The 23,123-nt window shown below is 56.1% G+C and carries 20 protein-coding genes and 1 tRNA gene; 9 read left to right on the forward strand and 12 right to left on the reverse strand.

Annotation, left to right across the window (positions count from 1 at the left end):
- The first annotated feature begins 52 nt into the window (after positions 1-52).
- Positions 53-778 (forward strand): SOS response-associated peptidase, encoded by a 726-nt coding sequence (locus ACOBR2_RS16600; protein ID WP_420237218.1) that lies wholly within the window; start codon positions 53-55, stop codon positions 776-778.
- 98 nt (positions 779-876) lie between these two features.
- Here ACOBR2_RS16600 and ACOBR2_RS16605 read toward each other — a convergent pair whose 3' ends face one another.
- Positions 877-3,717 (reverse strand): hypothetical protein, encoded by a 2,841-nt coding sequence (locus tag ACOBR2_RS16605; protein ID WP_420237219.1) that lies wholly within the window; start codon positions 3,715-3,717, stop codon positions 877-879.
- Positions 3,689-4,342: a hypothetical protein gene (locus ACOBR2_RS16610; RefSeq protein WP_420237220.1), complete on the reverse strand. Its 654-nt coding sequence runs from the start codon at positions 4,340-4,342 to the stop codon at positions 3,689-3,691. The genes ACOBR2_RS16605 and ACOBR2_RS16610 overlap by 29 nt, the downstream gene beginning before the upstream one ends.
- Positions 4,343-4,641: 299 nt before the next feature.
- Between ACOBR2_RS16610 and ACOBR2_RS16615 the strand changes: the two genes are divergently transcribed.
- The 3 genes from ACOBR2_RS16615 to ACOBR2_RS16625 are packed head-to-tail and all read left to right on the forward strand — an operon-like array spanning position 4,642 to position 6,354.
- Complete coding sequence (locus ACOBR2_RS16615) at positions 4,642-5,397, forward strand: hypothetical protein (RefSeq protein WP_420237221.1); 756 nt, start codon at positions 4,642-4,644, stop codon at positions 5,395-5,397.
- Positions 5,390-6,049, forward strand: a complete 660-nt coding sequence (locus ACOBR2_RS16620; RefSeq protein ID WP_420237222.1) for a hypothetical protein — start codon at positions 5,390-5,392, stop codon at positions 6,047-6,049. Before ACOBR2_RS16615 ends, ACOBR2_RS16620 begins: the two co-directional genes overlap by 8 nt.
- Positions 6,046-6,354: a hypothetical protein gene (locus ACOBR2_RS16625; RefSeq protein WP_420237223.1), complete on the forward strand. Its 309-nt coding sequence runs from the start codon at positions 6,046-6,048 to the stop codon at positions 6,352-6,354. The genes ACOBR2_RS16620 and ACOBR2_RS16625 overlap by 4 nt, the downstream gene beginning before the upstream one ends.
- A 222-nt stretch (positions 6,355-6,576) precedes the next feature.
- Here the strand turns inward: ACOBR2_RS16625 and ACOBR2_RS16630 are convergent, their stop codons facing one another.
- The 4 genes from ACOBR2_RS16630 to ACOBR2_RS16645 all read right to left on the reverse strand — a co-directional run bounded on the left by ACOBR2_RS16630 (position 6,577) and on the right by ACOBR2_RS16645 (position 9,729).
- Complete coding sequence (locus ACOBR2_RS16630) at positions 6,577-7,557, reverse strand: helix-turn-helix domain-containing protein (RefSeq protein ID WP_420237224.1); 981 nt, start codon at positions 7,555-7,557, stop codon at positions 6,577-6,579.
- A 112-nt stretch (positions 7,558-7,669) separates the two neighbouring features.
- Entirely contained in the window at positions 7,670-8,113 is a 444-nt protein-coding gene (locus ACOBR2_RS16635; RefSeq protein ID WP_420237225.1) for a hypothetical protein, read from the reverse strand.
- A gap of 145 nt (positions 8,114-8,258) precedes the next feature.
- Positions 8,259-9,269 carry a Shedu anti-phage system protein SduA domain-containing protein gene (locus ACOBR2_RS16640; RefSeq protein WP_420237226.1) on the reverse strand — a complete coding sequence of 337 codons (1,011 nt, stop codon included), beginning with the start codon at positions 9,267-9,269 and terminating at the stop codon, positions 8,259-8,261.
- 79 nt (positions 9,270-9,348) lie between these two features.
- The gene (locus tag ACOBR2_RS16645) at positions 9,349-9,729 is read right to left on the reverse strand and encodes a hypothetical protein (RefSeq protein WP_420237227.1); all 381 of its coding nucleotides are present in this window, start codon (positions 9,727-9,729) and stop codon (positions 9,349-9,351) included.
- Between the two features lie 271 nt (positions 9,730-10,000).
- Between ACOBR2_RS16645 and ACOBR2_RS16650 the strand changes: the two genes are divergently transcribed.
- Positions 10,001-10,270 carry a helix-turn-helix transcriptional regulator gene (locus tag ACOBR2_RS16650; RefSeq protein WP_420237021.1) on the forward strand — a complete coding sequence of 90 codons (270 nt, stop codon included), beginning with the start codon at positions 10,001-10,003 and terminating at the stop codon, positions 10,268-10,270.
- A gap of 44 nt (positions 10,271-10,314) precedes the next feature.
- Positions 10,315-11,634 carry a tyrosine-type recombinase/integrase gene (locus ACOBR2_RS16655; protein WP_420237020.1) on the forward strand — a complete coding sequence of 440 codons (1,320 nt, stop codon included), beginning with the start codon at positions 10,315-10,317 and terminating at the stop codon, positions 11,632-11,634.
- 30 nt (positions 11,635-11,664) lie between these two features.
- Here the strand turns inward: ACOBR2_RS16655 and ACOBR2_RS16660 are convergent.
- A tRNA-Ala gene (locus ACOBR2_RS16660) sits at positions 11,665-11,740 on the reverse strand.
- 150 nt (positions 11,741-11,890) lie between these two features.
- Entirely contained in the window at positions 11,891-12,739 is an 849-nt protein-coding gene (locus ACOBR2_RS16665) for a DUF535 family protein (protein ID WP_420237228.1), read from the reverse strand.
- A 566-nt stretch (positions 12,740-13,305) separates the two neighbouring features.
- On the opposite strand from ACOBR2_RS16665, the gene ACOBR2_RS16670 reads away from it, so the two are divergent.
- Together ACOBR2_RS16670 and gltA are read left to right on the forward strand one after the other, a co-directional pair.
- The gene (locus tag ACOBR2_RS16670; RefSeq protein ID WP_420237229.1) at positions 13,306-14,271 is read left to right on the forward strand and encodes a sulfide/dihydroorotate dehydrogenase-like FAD/NAD-binding protein; all 966 of its coding nucleotides are present in this window, start codon (positions 13,306-13,308) and stop codon (positions 14,269-14,271) included.
- Entirely contained in the window at positions 14,264-15,703 is a 1,440-nt protein-coding gene (gene gltA / locus ACOBR2_RS16675; protein ID WP_420237230.1) for an NADPH-dependent glutamate synthase, read from the forward strand. Before ACOBR2_RS16670 ends, gltA begins: the two co-directional genes overlap by 8 nt.
- Before the next feature lie 614 nt (positions 15,704-16,317).
- On the opposite strand, the gene ACOBR2_RS16680 is transcribed toward gltA, so the two are convergent.
- The 4 genes from ACOBR2_RS16680 to ACOBR2_RS16695 form a co-directional block, all read right to left on the reverse strand.
- Positions 16,318-17,595: a flagellin gene (locus tag ACOBR2_RS16680; protein ID WP_420237231.1), complete on the reverse strand. Its 1,278-nt coding sequence runs from the start codon at positions 17,593-17,595 to the stop codon at positions 16,318-16,320.
- Positions 17,596-18,071: 476 nt separating this feature from the next.
- A complete protein-coding gene (locus tag ACOBR2_RS16685; RefSeq protein WP_420237232.1) occupies positions 18,072-18,671 on the reverse strand; it encodes a Spy/CpxP family protein refolding chaperone in 600 nt (199 codons plus the stop codon).
- A 72-nt stretch (positions 18,672-18,743) separates the two neighbouring features.
- Positions 18,744-19,115, reverse strand: coding sequence for a hypothetical protein (locus ACOBR2_RS16690; protein WP_420237233.1), 372 nt, complete (start codon positions 19,113-19,115; stop codon positions 18,744-18,746).
- 77 nt (positions 19,116-19,192) lie between these two features.
- On the reverse strand, positions 19,193-19,789 hold the full coding sequence (locus tag ACOBR2_RS16695; protein WP_420237234.1) for an RNA polymerase sigma factor: 597 nt from the start codon (positions 19,787-19,789) through the stop codon (positions 19,193-19,195).
- A 436-nt stretch (positions 19,790-20,225) separates the two neighbouring features.
- On the opposite strand from ACOBR2_RS16695, the gene ACOBR2_RS16700 reads away from it, so the two are divergent.
- Positions 20,226-22,913, forward strand: coding sequence for an Ig-like domain-containing protein (locus tag ACOBR2_RS16700; protein ID WP_420237235.1), 2,688 nt, complete (start codon positions 20,226-20,228; stop codon positions 22,911-22,913).
- Positions 22,914-23,123 lie beyond the last annotated feature (210 nt).

Here is a 23,123-nt window from a genome sequence, read left to right on the forward strand (position 1 = left end):
AAGGTTCGCGCGAATCGGTCAGCTTGTCAACAGTTCTCCAGTTTTCCCGCAAGTGAAGCGCTATTCTGAGAGCGATATGTGTGGCCGCTACGCCCGAAAATCCGCGCAAGAGCTTCTTGCCGAATGGTTTGATCTGGACCTGCATCTGATGCCCTGGTTCACGGCCAGTTACAACGCCGCTCCGCAGAGCTTCCAGCCTGTGGTGTGGCTGGACCCAGAATCCAGTCAGCGACGCATCTCATTGATGCGTTGGGGCCTGGTTCCTTCCTGGGCCAAGAATGAGCGGATTGGCCTGAGCACCATCAACGCCCGCGCCGAGGAAGCCGCCGCCAAACCCGCATTCCGTGAAGCGCTCAAAAAGCGCCGCTGTTTGATTCCTGCCGATGCTTTTTACGAGTGGCAGCGGCTATCGCCGAAGACTCGCCAGCCCTACGCCATCGGCCTGAAGAGTGGCGAACCTTACGCCTTTGCCGGTTTATGGGAGAGCTGGCAGCCGCCGGAGGGCGATGCGCTAACCACCTTCACCATTCTGACCACCACACCCAACGAACTGATGGCCCCAATCCACGACCGCATGCCGGTGATCGTCGCCCCGAAGAATTACGAACGCTGGCTGGACACAGGCAGCAAGTCCACTCCATCGCATGATCTGCTTCAGCCCTATCCTGCCGAAGAGATGGAAGCCTGGACAGTGAGCGATCAGGTCGGCAATGTGCGCAACAACGACCCGGAACTTCTAGCTCTGCAAGAGTCGGACCAAGGAACCCTGTTCAGCTAATTATGGATTCATGCAATTCAACTAGGTTGGCTAATGCCTTGGCGACTTCCCGGTACTGATATGCCGTCCGGGCCGAGCCTGGCTGCTTCTCCTCGGAACTACTGGCATGCATCGCTGGGACAGATTAAAGAGCGATACGAATGATGACCGCGTCTACCAAGCTCATTGATGAGTTCGGATGCTGTGGCCGCAGCATTCGCATCCCCTGAGGTCAATGCAGTCCTCAAGATGTGATCGAGGTCAGCCGTCCAGAGGTCAACGTACTCATCCGCCCCAAGCGTGATCATCTTCGTGCAGTTCAACACCTGCGAGGGGTAGGCTTCGGCGAGCCGCGACAAACGCGCCAGCGCATTCAACAGCGGTTCGAATTTACCCTTGGCAAGCAGGAGGCTGCTTTCGAGGTGATCGAGAGCCCAGTGATCCTCGAAGTATGGCGTGTTGAACCACCAACCGAAGTAGGTAAATACCTCTCTCAGGCTCTTGGCACGATCAGATTCGAGGATGTAGTCCCAAAGGGTTTGCAGACGAGTTATCACCTCTGGAGCAACTGTCTCTTGGGCTTCAGAGAGCGACTGTCCAACGTAAATAATCGTGCTACGCAAAGCACTCGTACCAGCGTTACTGAGAAACTCTACCAGCGGCGAGCCCTCGCGAAGGTCAATCTTGCCTCTCCAGAAAAGCTGGAGCAGGTGGTGGGCAAGCAAAGAACTTGGTCGATCTGTGATATGACTCTTTCCTTGTTTGCGGGATTCATCCGAAATTTGCATGGCGTCTCGATAGAGAGGCTCAAGCAGTGGAAACAGATCAGAATAGGCTTGGTTTGCGGCCAGATATGCTCCCCAGGCGACGTCGCGAAGAGGCTCCAACTCAATTGACGTTGGGAATATTTCCCTGTATGCGCGGGAGGCCCACTGCGGCGCCACGGCATGAAGAAAGGGAAATTTTTCACCGTAGATGAGTCGAACGGAAAGGCATTTCTCGGTTGCTGGATCAAGGTGCTTCTCCAGGTACGCAAGAATCTCAGGAGCGTCGTCGATCGACCGCCCTTCGGCTTTGAGTCGTGTGAATCGCCATTCAATGTAATTCAGTGCGACACGAATAGCTCTCGGCCGTAGAGTATTGAGTGAATAGCTCCATACATCCTTTTCCTGGGAGTCAGGATCTTCGTAGTTCAGGCACTCTGACTCATCATCCGAAAGCTTATCGATTACTTTCCAAGCGATAGAATCGAGCTCGATCGGAAGAACGCCCTTCTTGATTGCATTCTCAAGCATGTCAACGATAGCAAAGCGCGTCGGGTGCCAACCTGAATCGTGCCCATGCCAGTCGTCCTCGTCAGACTGCTCCGAGACAACGTCTGGCTGTTCGCAAATCCATTCTGCGAGTCCGAGCAGTGCCGGCCATGCCAGATCGACGCCTCGCCTCGTGGCGTCACGGAAGCCTTGGAGTGCCGCGCGCACATATGTTGACGGGAGCCCCTTGAAGTCTTCGAGACGTTCGACGTACCGCTCGGGGGCAGCCCCCACCGCTGTCGTGAACTCTCGGGCAAGACCTTGATAGGACGGACCAAAGGGGTCGCTGCGGTTGGGTGACCATGTCCGGAGATAGTTGAGCACCTCATCGGCGGACATTGCCTGTAGATCTGCGCCGTCCGCCGGACTCTTTCCTCCAACAGGGACTGCACCGCCGTGGACTATAGGATTCTCATAACTGCGCGCGACGCCAAACTCCTGTTCGAGAAGTTCCACTTGTCTAAGCCGATCCGGCGAAAGGCTCTGCCGAATCGGCTCGTAACGTTCAAGTGTCCACTGCCGGATAGTTCGGTCGATCTCATCTTGTGAAAGCACACGTTCGACCATGCGTTCCCGATTGAGACCAGCGTCAATCAATACAAGCACGGCGTCTTGTTGCTCCGCTGACATTCTCGAAAAAACGGTACGTGCAAGCTGGTTGTATTCCTGGCGAAGCCCGAAAGCATGGAACAGGATTGGATCCCCAAGCTTCTTCGCTGCAAGCACGGTGTCCAACTCAGGATACTTCGCAAGAAGGAATAGCTGAATTCGCTCAAAGACCGCAAACGGCTGCTTTTCTAATATCTGTTGAGCTTCACTCCATCTACCTTCCGCAACCATGCACTCGGTTGCCTGGAGAACTCCGAAGATCAACAGTTGCTTCGCCTCCTCCTGCATGTCCCAGCCATCAAGATGAGCGCGCCAGATGTAGGAGTAATCCTCAACAGGACGAGTTGACTTCTTATATTGCGGATATTCTTGCGCGAGGGCAGAGACCAGCTTCTTCGACAGAAGTGAGATGTATTCCACTCCCAGGCTCCTGGCAAGTCGTTCACCATTTTTTCGAAGAATGCTCGCGTAGTCGAAGCTTCGGATTGCGGTTAGGGCGTCGTGACGATATACGTGGCCCGACGTACCAACAGTCACGGGTCGGGGATCAGGAATGACGTCAAGGATGGACCGCAGGATTGTCAGTGCGGCCTTTGTTTCTCCCGCCTCTGCCAGGTTCGCCGCAACCTCTCCCGCGCGGTCCATTCCAATAAACCCCGTGCCACGGGCTGAACGTGCTAACACCTCTGCCAGCTTGGCCGATGCCGCCGGCTGCATTGCTCGTGCTGCAGTGAGAATATCTTGTATGACGAACGGATTTCCAGTCTCCGGGAACTCGCTCATGATCTCTGCGACGAGATCAGGCTTGAGAACAGCCATGCGAGACAGGTAACGGCTTGCTGGCCAAAGATAGAAAGTGACTGCATTGCCTTCGTGTGTTTCGGTTGGAAAAGATGAGAAGAACTTCGCCTTACGCAGCGGTTCTATCCACTCCGGGTTGTCGAGGCGCTCGAAGAAGTAGCGCTGCTGCTCCAGGTAGGGCATGCTCGCTATTGCGCGCTTGACAAGCTCAGGAGTTGGTTTCGTCCAGGATTTCATCCAAGCCCCCCATGCCTTCGTAGAAGGTCCGTATCGCGCCAAGAATGAAGTTTTCGAGTGTCGTGAACTTCTGTTGCAACTCCTGTTCTTCAGGGATGCTCTGATCAACTCCAAAATGTGTATAGCGATTAAACCAGCTGCGAAGGCTCTTCCATTCCGTTACAAGTGGTTGCACGGCCTCTGGGCGTTTCGCACTTGCTGGGTCAATTACCCTAAACATTTGTACGGCCTGTACTGTTTGAATCTCTGCTCCACGGCGATATTCCTCTATCAATCGCTGTAGGAGCGCCATGAGGTAACGAGGAATCGTCACCTCAGACAGGGCCATCTGTTCGGGTGCTGGCGCAGAATCGGTGGATTCTGCAATTCCAACAGCGTCCAGCCGTTCTTTTTTCCAGGCGTAATCAACGTCTTTGAAGATCGGCGTGGTGTTCGTGCGCTCCTTGGTTACGCTGTGCAAGTCCTGTAGACCAGTGCATAAGTCACGCCCAGCATGACAGATCATCTGGGCTCGACCAGGAATTTTCGGGTCGGCCAAAAACTGGAGAGCAATAAGATAAGCCTCATGCAGTGAGGGAGATCTGTCTGAAAGCCACTGGGCGATTTTTTCTTGATCTGGGCTCATACTTAGGCATCATTCTTGGCAGGGGATGCTCAAATGCTGATCAAGATTAATTTTATGCCCACTTATCGCGCTGTCGAAGATAATTATTGATCCAACGTCGTGTAAGGAATGCGGAAGCTCGACCGCGACGTGGGGCCTCGACTGATTTGACTCGGTAGAGCAGTATCGACGATGAGGGCGCAACATGCGAAGCCGCATCGGATTGATACGGGAAACTCCGATTGCACACGCTTTTCGCGCACGTGATTTACATCACACTGGGCGACTTCAAGGGACTGATCTCTTAGGATAGGTTAGGATTGAGTGCGCAAGGCTTTTGCGCTGAAGGTGATATCTCAACGATGAGTTGCTCCCGTGGGGCCGCTGCCCCAGATCGCAATACCGCATTACGTCTATTTGCCGCGTCCGCGGGCTATTGCCAGAACCCTTCTTGCTACAACTCTCTTTTCGTCGAGGTAGGTACTGCTCGTGTCCACATAGCGGAGATGGCGCACATCTTAGCTGCAAGCGATCACGGCCCCCGTGCCGATGCCTCCCTCTCCGAAGTCGAGCGCGGAGAGTTCGACAATCTCATACTACTTTGTGCGAATTGCCACACGAAGATAGACAAGGCCCCTGAACAGTTTCCAGATCAGCTGCTTTTTCAATGGAAGCGTGACCATCAGTTGCGCTTGGACCAAATGTTTGGAGCCACTGCTTTATCCACGCGTGCGGAGGTGCGGTCCCTAATAGAGCCGCTGTTATTAGAAAATCGAGTTGTGTTTGAAGAGTTCGGACCAGACCTCAGTTATCGCGAAAATCCGGAGAGTGAGATGGCTTCTGCCTGGCGACGAAAAATGCGAGAAAGGATCATACCTAACAACAGAAGGATATTAGCCAGACTTGATGCTAATCGGAGGCACCTCACCTCTGACGAGGCGCGGACGCTCGAATTGTTTCGACAACACATACATGATCTGGAAGCTCGCCACTTAACCGATCTAACAGTGGAGGCTCAACGCCGCTTCCCGGAAGGAATGAACAAGATAATGACGAATGGAGGGGGAGATGCCTAGACCGCCGCAGGAGACTACCGCCTGGGTAGCCTCGATTATCGCGCAGAAAACGGACGTGTCCGGCACTGAAGTGACCAGCCCTTCCACCTTCCGTGTCAACAGAAAGGCCCTGCCGCCGTTTGAAGCCTTAGTGCTTTCCCTCTCTGAAGTTACTGATTCCATTTTTATTCCACTGCTCGCGGCGTATCCCCGCGTTGCTTTTGTTGTAAATGTCCCGAAGGAGGGCCTCTGGGCCCAGTCGGGGATTGCAGCCGCGCGAAGCCGAGGGCTGGCCTTCGGCGGTATTGGCGACTTGATGTCCGCGATCAGCCACAAATTAGAAGATGTGAGTGAGTACAAGAAGAGCGAGAACGCATTCGTTGAACGGGGACTGAGCCAACATGACCACGTAAGTCATTTTGAACAGGAATCTGACAGGGTCTACATGGTCTTTAGATTTGGTTTGGACCCGCTACGGATTGTGCTGTTGAATGAGTATGAGCTTACAGCTGAACATGTGAGGAATGCTCGCAGCAGATATGGATCGTTCGACATCATCTTAATGACCAACCCTAATGGCTCCGCCACGACGGAAGCTAAAGAGGCTGCGAGGGGGATGCGGGTTCCGATCCTTCCGTGGCGTCAGTTTTTGGGAAGGCTTAGCAGCGAATGAGGATCGATGCTGCGTATTTCGACATTATGACGGCGGTAATGAACAACGCTCGGGTGGAGTCATCTGTTTGGTGGTATGGATTCGGCTCGTACTTCAGAGGACACGAAGCATTTTCTGATATCGATCTCTTGGCGGTTTGCTCAACTGCTGAAGATGCTGGCGTGCTTAGATCGCGGATGAGAGATCTCTGTGAACGATGGCCTGTGCATTTGGTGATCATGACTGAACATGAGGCTGCCGAAACTGACTTCATTTTGTCAGAGGGATGCATTCCACTCGCGCCATCAATCGCAGGCGTCGGCTAGATCAGTCCTGGCAAACGCCCCAGGCAACGGCGATCCACGCCAAGGATGTGTCACGAAATTCCAGTCGCGATGGCGACATTTCGGGAGTAATCTGCCTCTGGAGAGCGCGTTGTCGATTCGCACAAATCAAGACCTCGCATGAGGTCAGATGCGTGAAGCCCGTTTGCGGGATGTCTCGGCACGCTGACTCTGTAACGTTGCGCTGGGATTTTACTGCATGCGCTAAAAATCGCTATTGAACTCAGTCGCTCCGAAGATCTTTTCTATTGCTTCTGTTGGGCATCCCTCGCATGATATTGAGCACGTGAAGTTGAATGCGGGGAACACGTAGCGCGTTTTTACGCTGGCCCATGTGACTACCGGTTCGGTGTGTTCCTGTCTAGGTTTAGGGTCGCTCTTGGTTCCGGCCTGGGCCAACTTCGCAACAACTAGCTCTTGCCCTGGAAAAATCACATTGTCAACGCCCCCGGCGAATATTATCAGGGGATCTTCCGAAGGTCTGCGTGGCAAGCCAAAGTTCGTGTTTCCATCAATACCAAACGTATCGGGATGAACAGTACCTTGCAAAAACCACACGGCTGGAAACCTTGCGATGCTTCGACCTGTATTCTTCAACCCCAGTACGAAGTTACGTTCTGGCTGCCGATAGGGGTTGAGTCCCGTATGTCGTTCGTCAAAGATCAACTCCAACTTCGGGTGCGGCCTGCTCCCGAACCGATCCGCAATCTGAAAATATTCCATTGGGACGGTACCGCTAGCGATGCGCACATAGAAGCGCCAATCTTGCCTCGATCGTTGCGGGGAGCCGTCCATCTCGGGGATGTATAGAAGCACGAAGCCGGATTTCGCCTTCGGCTTATCGGGTACGGTATGAGCGCGAACGCCCGTGACACCGGGGTCCACTTGCTTCAGAATTATGTCTAGCACTGCGGATTTGACCGCTTCTCTGTCAGCCACAGGCTTTTCCCCGGTAACGACGTCGGACGTGTTCGGCCCGCTGGACTTAGCCGTCATCCCCACCACGATCACTCCGCCTGTCGCATTGGCGAACCCGCACGCAGCCTTCGCAACGCTCGCCTTCATGGAGTCCGCTCCATGCCATTCCTTACAGTCGAAATCGCCGTCTTCCGCCTGCCCTATGAGAGCGCGGATTGCCTTTGCATTTTGTAGCCGCTTGAAAAGAAGTTCTGCACGTTCTGACATTTGCCGGAATGATACCACCGAGGGCTGTCCCCTCAGCATTGGAAGGAGAAAATGCTACTTTTGAATACTGATATTGAGGCAACGGAACGTCTCCCAAGAGCGGTTGCCGGCGCTACCGCTTCATTCGAGCCAGTACCAACTGGTTGATTTCGCCCTTCTTAGTCGCTTGCTTTTCTGATAGATTGCGCTTACGCATGATATTGAAGTAGAAATCCATTTCCCATTTGCTGATCCAGCGGCGATCAAACGCGTGCTGAATGGCTTCGGCGTTCAAGGACTTCGATCCGTTCTTTCGGATGCGCTTCACCGCTTGAAAAATCTTGTCAGATGGAAGTCCGATGAACTTCTTCACGCAACAGTTACCGACAGTCGCCTGCATTCGGTTCTTGCGATTAGTCAGCACGCAAAGCTCGACAATGGGAAAGTGACCGCAAAGGCAAGTCTCAGGTTCATCCGACTCGTAAACTTCGAGCAAAGACCACTCAAGTTTCGCCTCGTCCCATGTCCTTGCAACAGAACGGCTGAGAATTTCGGAAGTGAGCAGATACTTTGACACGTTTCTCCTCCGGTTCGAGGACGGTGTACTTTGTCCGTCTGACTCTACTGTCAGAGTACCCGCCCTAGCAGAGCTAAGACGGGACATCCCCATTCGTGGGGAGTGTACCCCCTCCCCATACACAGCTCCTGCGGAGCAGGCCAGTCTAATCGAGAAGGTTTCTCTGAAAGTCGAGGATCTCATCATAGGTGATGATCTTCACGAGTGGTTCCCGCGATTGGGCTAGTTCAAGTTGTTCCACTCCACTGCCCTTCGGCATTCGTCCTATGAGCACTGCAAGTTTTGGGAATCGCAAGTGATGGGAAAGGATTCGTATGATCACGTCTGCATTGACTGGGTTCCTGAAATAATCCCCGTACTCCTTCAGTTGGGCAATCGCCTTAGAAACTTCATGCCCCCAAGCCGGGCGATTGCTCTTCCCTGTGAGGAGATTTACATTGGGCTTCTTCAAGTCCAAGACCTCCCAGTTTGAATCCCTCTGAAGTGCTGAGTTTGGCCGCATCAGAAAATCGGGAATCAGCGACTCTCTCGCGTTCAGCGGAAATTTCGGGTGAGGCATGGGCGTCCCCTGCCGGTGACTGGCGATAAAATGCGGATTTTCCTCAAAGAACCTTTGGAGATCGACTTCCTTCGTCTTTTTGCTATTGATGATGAACTCAAGCTGCTCGACCTCGTACTGTATTCCGTAAAGGCTCCGGTCTACCGTGACATATCCAGACCGATTTTTGTGAATATTGTCAGCCGCGCTGTTGTAGAATTCATTTTCTAGGTCGCGTTTCCCTCCGAGCGCGGGGCCAAGCTGCAACCTGCCGTTCTTCTCGGCTACGAGAAATCCCATATTGTCGAATCCGTTAACTACCTTCCTCTTGTATCCGTCAACAGATTCCTTAATTACGCGGTAGGCTTCGGTGTCATCGAGGTAGGAGTACACACCGCCTGAGAATATCCGGGCGTCAACAAATGCGGAATACATATCGCGCTGATCTATCAATGGAAGGAAAGGCACGGAGCGCCACTTTCTCCCGTCACCCATGCAGACATCATGCGGTAGCTGTCTCAACTCGCGTTGAATTGCCCGTGATCTGGAAAATGTAAGGACGCCATCCCGGTATTGGCTGTCGGGGAATGGAAAGCAAATTACAATGTCCGTCGTCATTCCCGCAGCAAGAGAGAGACTCCCTGGGAATGCGCTGTAGTGAATCTCGGAGACCACGCACCCGCGCCTTATCAGTTGGTCACGAAGTGGCGTGCGCCGAAGATCGGTAAGGACCATTACGCCGAACATTATTGCCTCGGGTCAATGATACCCGCCCATCATATTCCAAGTGGTGGGTGGCCCGTTCAAGCGCTCGCGAAGCCGGTTTTCCATGATCGGGAGTTCCCCAACCTAAACGCGCAGTTTTGTCTGGATCAGTCCCCGCAAACGCCCAATTGCATTTGCGATCCTTACCCGAGATATTGCCCAACCCCACCGCAATGATTACCGCCATAATCTGCGCGATACCGCGACCTGTACGTTCTTGCCCATTTTCGATGCGCAGCGGAAACTTGCTCAACCTATGCTGCGCACGCAGTTGGTCCTGCTCCGCTGCCTTGCATACTCGCACCAGATCCATGATCGCCTCGGATCCGGGGTTCAGTATCCATACCGCTGTCAGATCTCTGGATCTGCGACTGCACGCCAGCTTCAAGGCATCCCGCCGATTTCTTTTGACCCGGTTCGCCAGCCTTGACCGGGACCAGCGAATGCATAATAAGGCAAACAATATCTATCACTTGCAGCGATGGTTTGGGCCAACCCGATAACTCCCAATTATCACCCGATAAATACGAAGTATTGGACGGCCTTTTTTCTGCGGGACAGGCTATGGTATCCGGCATCCCTTGATGCCCAGCTTGCTTTCGGAGTTACGTCCTATGCCGCTGGCCGCTGTTTCCCCGCAAACGCCTGAGACAGACCCGTTGCTCACTGCCGAAAATGTGGCGCATCGCCTCAACGTCAGCACGGATTGGGTCTGGGATCATTCCTCGCGTCGAGCCCCCTTGCTGCCCGTCATTCGCATTGGCGATGGAGTCTTACGATATCGCCAAAGCCAGATCGAAGAGTTCGTCCACGAGCGGGAAAGGCTCTCCAATTTACGTAGAAAACCACGGTAAAATGGGGACGCCCACTGTTTTTCCCCACAGAAATCGAGAAACACATGGGTACATCGCACCAGAAGGGTTGGGTGATGGTTCGGGGAAAGAAGTGGTACGGCTACTTTCGCCGCACCGTTCTCGACCCGGCTGCAAACGAGCCCAAACCGATCATCACGCCGGTCGTGCTCGGACTGAAATCGGAGATGACGAAGTTCGAGGCGCGAGAAAAGCTGGAGCGGGAGATCGCCCGGCTGACGGGGCATACCACCGAAGAGGGGATTGTCAGGAATGGCAGCGTCACTCTGCTCTGGTTTGTCCACAACCGCTACCTGCCGCTCAAAGAGGCGGACTGGAAAGAGGAGACGGCCAAGATCAAGAAGCACCTGATCGAGGCTGACCTGCTCGCCGAGTTTGGAGAAATCCGGTTGGAACGCTTCGACAAGCTCGTTCTCCAGGCCCACCTCAACAAGCTGGCAAAAACCCGGTCCAAGGACAGAGTCTTGCAGTGCCGAGCTTACATTCGTTCGATCTTTGCCGAGGCGGTCGATCAGGACTTCCTCATCAAAGATCCTGCGCGCAAGCTCAAGACACCGGTCAACCTCCGGGACACCGACAAGACAGTGCTGACGTGGAATCAACTGCGTTCTGCGCTGGCCGCACTCGAACTCCGCAACCGGATTCTGCTGAAACTTGACATGACCAACGCTCTCCGTCCGGGAGAGCTGTTCGCGTTCCGCTGGTCTTCTCTCGATGAAGAGCACAACAAGCTCAACATCCGGGAGACCATCTACAAGGGGAAGATCCGTCCCTGGGGTAAGACGAAGGGGAGCCTTACGGCGATCCCGGTCACCGGGGAGCAGGTCGAAGAGTTGGAGGAGTGGCGGCGCATCTCGAAATATGCCGCGCCCGACGACTTCATCTTCGCCGGCCGCAGCGGAAACTTCATGGACCCGAGCAACTACCGGAAAAGGGTGTTGCACAAGCTAGCCGTGCAGTTGGGGCTGCCCAAGCTGACCTTCCAGGTCATCCGGCGCACCATTGCGACGCTGGCCAAGGACAAGGGGCATGTCAAGGACATTCAGGGGATGCTGCGCCACTCACGGGTGGCCACCACGACCGATGTCTACATGCAAACGATGGAGGACGGTGTGCGCTCCACGGTGACGTCCATCCATGAAGAGCTGATGGGGACCGGCACCACGGGCCAACACCCGACCAGAACCAGGGTCAGGCAAAGGGTCGAAAACTTTTCGGATGGGGAAGCAACACTGAAAGGAGAAGTTCTACAAGCCGCCTCTTCGGAGAGGAAGAAACCAGCAATCTCACGTCCTGCTCGCGGTAAGGTTTTGGAATTTGCTACCAAAATGCTACCAAGCCAGTAGGCGGGACCGTCTTTAAGTCGTTGATTTAATTGGTGGACCTGATCGGGATCGAACCGATGACCTCTTCCATGCCATGGAAGCGCGCTCCCAACTGCGCCACAGGCCCACTCGTTGTGAACAACCAACTTCTTTATTCTCCATGTTCTGGCCGTAGCTGTCAAACTCCAGACAAAACATGCCTCAAGCGGTCGGTACAGTGAGGAAAGATTCACGCCAAAAGCCGCGTAAAACCTGCCTAAAACAATTCTCCGTCTTTTTACGGCTCCTCCAGAACGGAAGCCGCGTCTACAGAAAAATCCACAGCTCTTCCACATTGTGCCCGCCCAAAATAGTTCGCTACCGCCTCAGCGACTCTCCGCTTAAACTCCCGTTTTTCCCGTGTACGCAGTCTGTGGCGCGGTTTGATCTGCTGCATCGGCTTTTCCGGCAGTGGCAACTGTGCGTAGTAATAGCTCCGTGCATTGAGCTCCATGCCCAGCGCCTGAAAAAAATCGTCGTAGCAACTCTGGAATGAGCTGGCATACAGCGGGTTGTAGGCGGTCTGATCCTGCCCTTGCACACCGACAATTGCCCTGATCTTCAGGCTTTGGGCCATGCCGTCGAGCGCAGCCATCAGCAGTGCCGCAGGAGCAACGTCATGCAACGCACGGGTTGCGGCGCGAATCTGCTGCAGCCGCGCACGCACGCCCTGCAGTCGGCTGACCAACAGCACATCCTGCTCGGCTCTGCCCACCACTCTTCCCGGCACCACGGTGAAAGAGAGCACATAGAGCAATTCTTCGCCTTCCAGCAGACTCAGCGAGAACTCGCCTTCCTTATCGTCGGGGCGCGAAAGACTCAGTTGCACCGTGTAGCTGCCGCGTTCGTGCCTAATTTGCAGCGCCGTTCCCTGGTCGCGCAGAACCTGCCGCAGCAAAACTTCGGGCAGCATCTTCTGCATCCGCACATAGTGATGAAAGACACAGAGTGAGCGTTCGGCCACGCTCATCCGGCGGCAAAGAAACTCATGCGTCAGATGCTTGAACAAAAAACGCGCATCATAGCGCAGATGCTGCCGATAGACAGGCAACGCAGGCAGACTCAGCATGCGCGTCAGTCCCGGCAAGTCCTCCAGTGCACGCCTCAGAACCCCTGCCAGCAGCAGCGGTGACCAGGTACGTTTTTCCTGTGCGAGTTGCAGAAGCGGGCGTAGGATTGCTCCCCTCGCCTCCACCTCCCTCTTCATCTTTCTCATCGCCGCCCAAACACTTACTGGGACAATTCCACACTGCTGTCCCCATGGTTTCTCTTTCGGCAAAGTGCCCGCTTTACCTGCTGTCCATCTCGGAATTCATCGGCAGATCTGCATGAGAATTCATTCATCTTCTGCAGAAAAACTCCTTCAGCCTTTTGCCGCGTGCGGAATTCATACACTCATCTCATCCCTTGAGCCGCTGCCTCCTGCCGCAAGCCACAGACAAAAACTCCTCCCACGCGCGATTTTTCTCCCAGAACGCACGCAAATGCTCATTTTTTGTGATACAAATCACTCGCCGCCCGGCCCCCGTCTGGAAGAATAGAAGTGAAAGAACGTCTGAGTGGATCTGCCCCAGCCACGGATTTTCCCCCTGCATTACCCGCTGCGCGCAGAATCGTTTCGCCTCAGTCCGTCTACTCCGGAGACCTGACTTCATGTACAGGATTGTCGATGCCCGCATCGTCGGGCAAAATATCAAGCAGTTTGTTATCGAGGCCCCGCGTATCGCCCGCAAGCAGCGCCCGGGGCAGTTCATCATTCTTCGTCTTCATGAAAAGGGCGAACGCATTCCGCTCACCATCAAGAGTTCGGACCCCGCCGCCGGCACGGTCACCATTGTGGCCCAGGGCATTGGCAAAACCACCCAGTTGCTGAACAGCCTGGAGACCGGCGACAAGATTCTGGACATCGTCGGCCCGCTCGGCAAGCCCAGTGAGATTGAGCACTTCGGCACGGTGGCAATTCTGGCCGGAAGCGTAGGCACGGCCATGGCTCTGCCCACCTCCAACGCCCTCAAGCAGGCCGGCAATCAGGTGGTCTTCATTGAAGGCGCTCGCAACCGCGAGTTTGTAGTCTTTGAGGATGAGGTCCGCGCCGCATCCACCGAAACCTACATCATGACCGACGATGGCAGCTACGGCGAGCAGGGTCTGGTGACCAAAAAGCTTACCGAGCTGATCGAGTCTGGCCGCAAGGTGGACTTCGTTCTGGCCGTTGGTCCCGTGCCCATGATGCGTGCCGTGGCCAATGTGACCAAGCCGCTCGGCATCAAGACCATGGTCAGCCTGAACTCCATCATGGTGGATGGAACCGGCATGTGCGGCGGCTGCCGCGTGGTGCTCGGTAATGAATCGCGTTTTGCCTGTGTGGATGGCCCCGAGTTCGACGCTGCGCAGGTCAACTTCGAGGTTCTGATGCAGCGCAACACCATGTATCGCGACAAGGAATGCCGTTCACTCGAACAGTTCAAGGCCCACAAGGACGAAGAACTGGCCCAGTTGCGTGCCGAGCTTGCCGAAAAGGAAGCAGCCGTCGAACGCCTGCGTGTCGAGATTGCCGCATCCCAGTCGGAATCCGCCAAAATCGCCAACATCTCTGTCGAGGAGAAGCACTATGTCTGATGCCAACACGCTTCCCCTCAAGGAGCGCATGAAGATTCTTCGCACCACGATGCCCGCTCAGGATCCTTCGGTGCGCTGTCACAACTTTTTGGAAGTCAACCTCGGCCTGACGCCTGAAACGGCGCACACCGAGTCCGTCCGCTGCATCACCTGCGGCAAGCCGGGCTGCATTCAGCAGTGCCCGGTGGGCGTAAACATTAAGGCCGTCATCGAACGCATTGCCGCCGAGGACTATCTGGGCGCGGCCACCAAAATGCGCGAAGACAATGCCCTGCCCGCCATCACCGGCCGCGTCTGCCCGCAGGAAAATCAGTGCGAGGGCGGCTGCATTCTGGGTAAAAAGGGTGAAGCAGTAGCCATCGGCAACCTGGAGCGCTTCATCGCCGACTTTGAACGCAACAGCGGCAAGCTCGGCCTGCCCGCCATTGCTGCCAAGACGGGCAAAAGCGTGGCCGTCGTCGGCAGCGGTCCGGCAGGTCTGTCAGCGGCTGGCGACCTCATCCAGAAGGGCCACCGGGTACGCGTCTTTGAGGCGCTGCATGAGCTGGGTGGCGTGCTGGTCTACGGCATTCCCGAGTTCCGCTTGCCCAAGGCCATCGTCCGTCAGGAGATCGACAATATGCGCCGCATGGGCGTGGAGTTCGAGACCAACGTAGTGGTTGGCAAGAGCGTCACTATTGACGAACTGATGAACGATGAGGGCTTCGATGCGGTTTTCGTCGCCACTGGCGCGGGTCTGCCACAGTTCCTCAACATTCCCGGCGAGCATCTGAACGGCGTCTACTCGGCCAACGAGTTCCTGACCCGCATCAACCTGATGCGCGCCTACGACAGCGACAACTACGACGAGCCGGTCTACGACTGCCGCGACAAGGACGTCATCGTCATTGGTGGCGGCAACACCGCCATGGACGCCGTGCGCACCGCCAAGCGCCTGGGAGCGAAAAGCGCGACCCTCGTCTATCGCCGCAGCCGTGAGGAAATGCCTGCCCGTCTGGAAGAAGTACACCACGCCGAGGAAGAAGGCATCGAGTTCTGCATGCTTACCAATCCGGTGGAGTTTGTGGGCGACGAAAAGGGCTGGCTGACCGGCGCAAAATGCGTACGCATGGAGCTTGGTGAGCCCGACGCCAGCGGCCGCCGTCGTCCCATCGCAGTGGAAGGCAGCGAGACTATCATCCCCGCCAACGTCGTGATCATCGGTCTCGGCACCACCGCCAATCCGCTCATCCAGAGCACCACGCCGGACTTGGCCACCAACAAGCGCAACTACATTGTGGCCGATGCTGAAACCACCCGCACCAGCAAGCGCGGCGTCTTTGCCGGCGGCGACATCGTCACCGGCGGAGCCACCGTGATTCTGGCCATGGGCGCTGGCCGCAAGGCCGCCCGCTCGATTCACGACTATCTGGTCAGTGGTGAGTGGGAGTAAAAAACAGCTGTCAACGCGTAGTTCGTAGTTGAAAGCGCCCTTTTCTGCAATGCAGAAAAGGGCGCTTTTCTTTGCAAAGTCCATTTGCGAGAAGATACTGCTCCATCCAGCAGGAACAGCTAAAAGCTGGAAGCTGTTTTACAAAAAATGGGCGACAAAGAGAAGCTCTTTGTCGCCGCCCGTCCCTGGGTTGTCTTGAACTACCGCAATACTGCTACGGAGTAGCGAAGCCCATTGAACTTGGGAACGGTGGGGCCCGCTGAAGCATTTTTCGGAAATTCTGTAGACCGAAAGCTGGATGCTAAGTGCATTTTTCCTCAAGAAAAAGGCACCTTACAAGCCCCTTAAAAAGTCTACGTGTATTCCGAAAATGCTCTGAAGCGGCTCTCCCTTCGCGGTACTCCAGAAGCCTTGCTGCCAGATTGTTTCTTCCTCAGGAAGAAGCGACCTTCTGCAATGCGAACCAGGGCAACGCCGATGGGAAAATCGCTCAAAAGCTTCTCTTCCTGAAAGTCGGAGTCCGTCGAATCGGTCTGGGAGGCACGCTCTTTTCAAGCGGCGACTTCACACCTCGACAGCGACTCCGAACAATCAGGCAAGAGAGATTCGTGCGCTTACTGCAACAGCTTGGTCACTTCCTGCTGCACACTGTTGGCCTGCGCCAGGGCAGCAATGCCGGTCTGGCTCAGAATTTCATACTTCGACATATTCGAGGTCGCCTGTGCATAGTCAGTGGCCTGCACTGCGTTCTGTGCCGAAAGCACGTTCTCCTGCTGCGTGCTCATGACCGAACTGACCGCGGTCAGCGTGTTGATCTGTGCGCCGATGTAGCCATCCTGAGCCGCCACATCGCTGATCGCCGTATTCAGAGCCTGCAGCGCGCTCTGCGAATCGGACGAAGTGCTCAGATCGGTATCGCTCAGATCCACCGTGCTGTCACCACCCGCAGCAAACTTGTAGCTGATCGCCGTGGTGGCATAGGTGTTGGTCGTGACCGAGGTCGCAGCAGCCGTCGTGCTGTCAGAGATCAAGCTCGAACCCGAGGCAATCGCCACATCGGCATTGGTGTTGCTGATCTCAATGCCCATGTCGCCCTTGTTGATGGCGCTGCCGCTGGTAATGCCCACCGAACCAGCCGCCTGCAGGCTGGCCGTCACACCCGGAATGTTTTCGCTGTTGATCTCGGCAATCAAACCGCTGACCGTCGTCGCCGTGGTCGAGTAGCTGTTCGTCGAGCCATCGGCGTTGGTGATGGTAAAGCTCAAACCACCGTTGATGGTGTCTGAGCCCTGCGCCACCTTCTGCAGCTGACCGGCGTTATCCTGCGTCAGGTCATAGAAATTGCCCTGGCTGCTCTGCACCACCGTGCCGCCCGTCTCGCCCACGTCCGACGATCCCAGCTTGGCAAAGTAGATGCTGTCGATCGAGCCGCCCTTCGCCGTCGAATCGCCCGTATAGATGTTCACGTACGATCCGGTAAATACCTGGTTGCCGTTGTAGGTCGTCGTCGAGCCAATGTTGTTGACTTCCGAAAGGATCGACTGGTACTCCTGGTTTGCAGCGGCGGCCTGTGCCCGGTCCAGCGTGCCGTTGCTAGCTTCGGTTGCCAGCGTAATCGCACGATCCAGAAGGGTCGTTACCTGAGACAACGCGCCATCGGCCACCTGCAACAGGCCGGTACCTTCAGTCGCGTTGGTTGCCGACTGCGCCAGCGCAGTCGAGTTGGCGGCCAAGCCATTGATCAGAGACAACCCAGCAGCATCATCTGCACCGGAATTGATCTTCGAGCCAGAGGACAACTGCTCCAGAACTGTCTGCAAGCTGCTGTTCGTTTTGTTCAGGTTATTCTCTGCGTAGACTGCGGAAAGATTATTCAAAACACCTAGGGCCATGGGACTCAACTCCTTTTTGTGTATGCCGTGCTTCCCATTCCTGCCAGCGGTTATTTTTTCTTCCGCCAGCCCCCCCAAAACTTCCGGATGGGCGCATTCAGCATGTACCCCATTCATCGGAGTAGCCCCTGGAATCTTTAGTCACATTCCCTAACTTTCTCAATTTTTATTTTGTAGCAACTTCAGACACTCTGTTTCGAACTCGGCCACTATGTGTACTAAACCAGCGCAAACACTGTCCTTTTTCGCTTCTTTTGCTGACCTACGACGGACAGCAAGGTGTTCTGTTTCAGACCACCTATTCCCCCGCAGACTCGGCTATCTCCCCCTCAAAAACAAAAAAATGGGCGGCGGAAGTATTCCTTCCACCGCCCAAGGTTCCTTCTGGAACCTTATTTGCTTTCTGCCTGAAACCTGCATTTATTCCGTGCTTCGATTTGCCGGGCCCCAGCCTGGCAAATCGAACTCAATCTCTACTACTCATCGCCCGGCCCCGAAGTTCCCTCTGGAGCTGGCGCGCCCTTCGGCTCACCTGCTGGGGAAAGGCGATCCTCAGGTCTATGCTCACCCCATTTGTGCAGGTGCGGAGCAGAGGCACGCAGATCTTCCAGCTGCTTCCACTGTTCGGGCGTCAGCTTGGCACGCAACGCCAGCAGAAAACGCGCATTGGCTTTTTCCAGCTCGGCGCGGACCGCGGCCAGTTTGTCGATCTGCGCCAGAATCTTTCCCTCGTTCGGCTGATCGGCCTTGATTAAAGGCTCCATCTCCAGTTCGGCCTTTTCCACGTTGCCGCGCAGGTCAATCAACTTCTCACGATGCTCTAGCAAAATGCCGTCCATCGCCTTGCGCTGTTCGTCGCTCAGCTTCAACTTTTCGACGATCGCCGGATTATTCCACCAGCGACCATGACTTCCATCCGGACCCAGAGCCCGCTCGATGGGAGCCCGGTGCGCGCCAAAACCCTGCCCAAAGCCCGCTCCCGGTTCAGCCGCTGGCCCCTGGGCCACAGCCACCCCCGTAAAATATGCTCCCGCTGTTGCCATCAGCAACCATGCCACAAAGGTCTTCTTCTTCATCACTGCTCCTTGTCCCCTATTTTTTCGGGGGTTTGAGGATCCCGTGCTGCGCCAGCTTGCAAGCTGCAGCGTTTACTGCATTTCGTCATCGTCCATCAAACGCGCCAGCGGCTCCATAGCCTTTGGACTCTGACGCGCCACAGCACTGTCGACCGTGGCCAACAGATCTTCGTCCTCGGCGTCGGCCTTCACCGTATCGGTTTTCACCGCCGCCGTAACCGGCGCGCTGCTCTGCGCCTGAACCTGTACCACCGCCGCCTGCTTAGTCACGGAATTCCGTGCCACCGCCGCATGACGGCTCCGCCCGACCGCAACACCCCCCAGAGTGATTGCCGCCAGCAGAACTACCATTGCCCCAGCGGTGACCAGCCGCCATCCCAGCACCCACGACGGATGCAGTGGCTGGGCTGGCTGGGCGTAACTGCCCTGCCCCCAGGCATGCATGCAGTCCCGAAAATCCCCCAATGTATCGCCTAATTCCGCTTCCAGCGCCGCGATCTGTTCTTCCTGCTCCCGTTGCTTCATCGATTGCCTCGCATTTCTAACCGAACCTTGCCGAGCGCCCGCGACAGATGGGCCTTTACCGTTCCATCGCTCAACCCCATGGTCTGCGCAATCTCGTCCAGATCCATCTCCTCCACATAGCGCAACAGAAAAATCGTCTTCTGCCGGCCGCTGAGTCCGTCCACCACCTGCCAGAGCCGGGCTACCTGTTCGCGGGCCAGCATCTGCTGCTCCACCGAACGATCCCTGCTCGGCAGCCACTCGCTAGCCTCGTCCAGATCCACGGCATTCGTCCGGGTCAAGCGCCAGAACTGCACCCGTCGGTTGCGCCAGTGGTCCTTCTCCAAATTGATGGCGATGCGCATCAACCAGGTCAGCACGCTGGACTCGCCACGGAAACCCGACCAGTTCCGGTACGCCTTCAGAAAACACTCCTGGGTCAGCGTCTCGGCCAAGTCTTCGTCGCGCGTTGAAGCCAGCAGAAAGCGGTACACCTGCCTTCGGTGCAAAGCCACAATCTCATCAAATTCAGGCGTGGCAGCCTCCATCCGCAATGGACGGATCGTCTCCACCGCCGCTGTTTCCAGCATTTCCAGTGTTGTTCCAGCTGCCATCACTCAGGTAGACGGCGCCGGTCTGTGCAGGTTTACACCACCTCATCAATCCCCCCTTCCACAACTTCACCCTTCAGCCCGTTTCCATCCTTCACCCGCCCGAGGGCGATGGCCCTCTTCCTTTATTAAGTTTCTCTCCTTCTTTCTCTTAGAGCTATCTGTTTTTGTCTGGGACATAGTTAATTTGCTCTCACAAATAACATTCGTAAGGGGCCGAACTCTACTGCCAAGGGCGCAAAAGCCGATACATCGCATTAGCTGGCCCTTCTTTCTCAGCAAACACTCATCCAACAGCGAGCAGGGCATCTTGCATGTTGGTCGGTTCTCACGGAGTGGGTAGAAAAGCTTTGAGGTAGTTCCCATGAAGGACATTCGGGCATTGGTCGCTCACGTTCCCTCATTCCCCCGGCACACTTTCTCCGGCAGTCTTGGCAGCTTGTTCTTCCCTCCTGTTTTGCTGCTGTGGCTGCTGGCAGCCGTTGTCCCGGTTCTGGCCCAAACCACGGTCACCGTCAGTGGAACGGTCTATGACCCGCGCACCACCGGTGCCCTGCCCCTGCCCAATGTTCTGGTCTACATTACCGACACGGCACCAACCGCCTTTGCGGCCACGCTCTCCGCCAATCAGGTTCAGTGCCTGACCGTGAACAATCTTCCCACCAACATTGCCTCGGCGTACTCGCAGGCAGATGGAACATTCGCGCTCAACTACGTCCCGGTCACTGCCGGCTCAACCTACTACATCGTGATTCAGGCCGGCAAATGGCGCTTCTACCAGAGCATCGACCTCAGCCAGAACCAGACTGGACTAACCCTGCACATGCCGCACAACCACACCGTGGGCGACATTCCCTACATCGCTATCTCCACCGGCTCAGTCGATGGTCTGGAGTGCGTGCTCAAGGACATGGGCATTGATCAAAGCGAGTTTACCGACGACTCCGGCAGCGTCAATCCCAACGGCCACATTCACCTGTACTCCAGCACCAGCACATTCCAGTCGGGCAGCACTACGCTTACGGCAGGAGGAGCAGTCATCGGCTCCGGAACCCCCACCGACACCGTCATGACCGACCATTCCCTCGTGATGAACAACTACGACATGATCCTCTTCCCCTGCCAGGGCTCTGACACGCTCTACAAGGACGCAACGGCACTGACCAATCTACTGGCCTATGCCAATGCGGGGGGACGCGTCTTCACCACCCACTACAGCTACGCATGGCTCGATCCTAGCGCCCCCTACAACTCCCAGTTTCCGGCTGTGGCCAACTGGAATCCTGGACAAGCTGATCCCGCGCCTGATCCCGGTGTCGCACTTGTCAACACAAGCTTTACCGACGGCGCAACCCTCTCTCAGTGGCTGCACAACATCGGCGCAGACTACGTGGACTCCTCGAATACCGAGCATGAAGGCGAAGTACAAATCAACACGCTGCGTCTGGATTTGACCAGCGTCATCTCTCCCACGCAAGCCTGGCTGACGATGGACAGCGATTCCAACGCGCCGGATGCCATCATGCAGTTCACCTTCAACACGCCGGTGAATGCTTCTGCGGCCAACCAGTGTGGACGCGTGTTGTTCAACGAGTACCACGTCATTGCTGCTTCCAATAATGCCGGTGTTGTGTTCCCCAACGAGTGCTCTGCTTCAGGAATCATCTCGCCGCAGGAAAAGATGCTGGAGTACGCGCTCTTCGATCTCTCTTCCTTTGTGCAGCCGATCATTACGCCCTCGCTTTCCATCGCCTTCTCGCCCAGTCCCATGGCTGTCAATCAAGGCGACACCGGCGATCAGGTGACCATCGACGTAACCAACACCAGCTCTTCCGTAGAAATCGACGCCTCGGCCGTGCTTACCCTCACCCTGCCCACCGGCATGACGGCAACCGCGCTCAGCGACACCTCTGGCGGCTGGCACTGCACGGTCAGCACCCTGACCTGCACCCGCTCCACCAGCCTTGCCAGCAACGCCAGTGATTCGGTCACGCTCACCGTCAACATCCCCTCTTATGCATCAAGCGGACTGACCAGCGACACCGGCCAGATCACGGCCACTGTTTCCAGTACCTCCTTCTCCAACAACGTCAGCAACATCGACGCTGTCGTCTTCCAGAAGACCCCGCTCATCCATTGGCCGACGCCTGCCTCCATCTACTACGGAACCTCGCTCGGCAGCACGCAGCTTAACGCCACTGCCCAACTCAACGACACAACCGTTGCCGGCACCTACACCTATTCGCCGAACTCAGGCGAGGTTCTTACCCCTGGAAGCCAGGCACTGTACGTCGTCTTCACACCGAGCGACACCACCCACTACACCAGCGCCAACGGCAGTAACTCGATCCATGTGCTCTACACCTCGTCCAGCGTCACCCTCACCACGTCCATCAACCCGGTCTTCGTCAGCAACGCCATCACATTTACGGCTTCGGTAAAAACATTGGGCGTCACGCCCACCGGCAGCATCGTTCTTTACGACGGCAACACCCAGATCGGCACGGCGACGCTTTCCTCCGGCACAGCCAGCATCACCACCACCGCGCTGGCCACCGGCACGCACCAGATCACGGCCGCCTACTCCGGCGACAGCTACTACCCCACAGCCTCCAGCAACACCATCGCGCAACTGGTGGACGACTTCACCATCACGCTGACCGGAACCTCCAGCACCACGCTGAATCTGGGCCAAAGCAGCAGCTTCCCCATGACGATTTCGCCGGTGGTTGGCACGGTGCTGCCCGGCGCAATCTCCATGAGCATCGACGGTCTGCCGGCCGAAACCGGTTCCGACCTCTCGCCCGCATCGCTCTCCGCCGGAGTAGCCACCTCGAAGGTCAATCTGACGGTCACCATGGCCAAAAGCTTTGGCTATGCACATCCCCTGCAGCGCTTTGGCGCTCTGCCAGTGGCGCTGGGTCTGGCCCTGCTGCCACTGGCCGGCTTGCGTCGTCTGCGCCGCTCGGCCCATCGCTGGCTGGCTCTGGTAGTGCTAGGCCTGGGACTGGCCACCAGCCTCACGGCCTGCTCCTTCCAGTACACGCCCAAATCCAGCACCGTCACCCTGACCGCCACCAGCGGCAACCTGACCCACACCACCAGCGTGCAGGTTACGGTACAGTAGAAAGACAACAGAGCAGCAAGCCAGCGGGTTAGCAAGTCAGCTTTTTCTTGCCGGAACAGGGTGCTTTGCATCAGCCAATATTCTGCCCACAGCAGGATGAGCTGATAGCTAAAAGCTGACTCGCTGACTTGCTGACAGCTGCTTTCCCAATTTCCACCCTCTTATCCACATAACGACCCACTTTTCAGTCATTGACCGCGCCCGCCATCT

Source organism: Telmatobacter bradus (assembly GCF_048629425.1).
GTDB lineage: Bacteria > Acidobacteriota > Terriglobia > Terriglobales > Acidobacteriaceae > Telmatobacter > Telmatobacter bradus.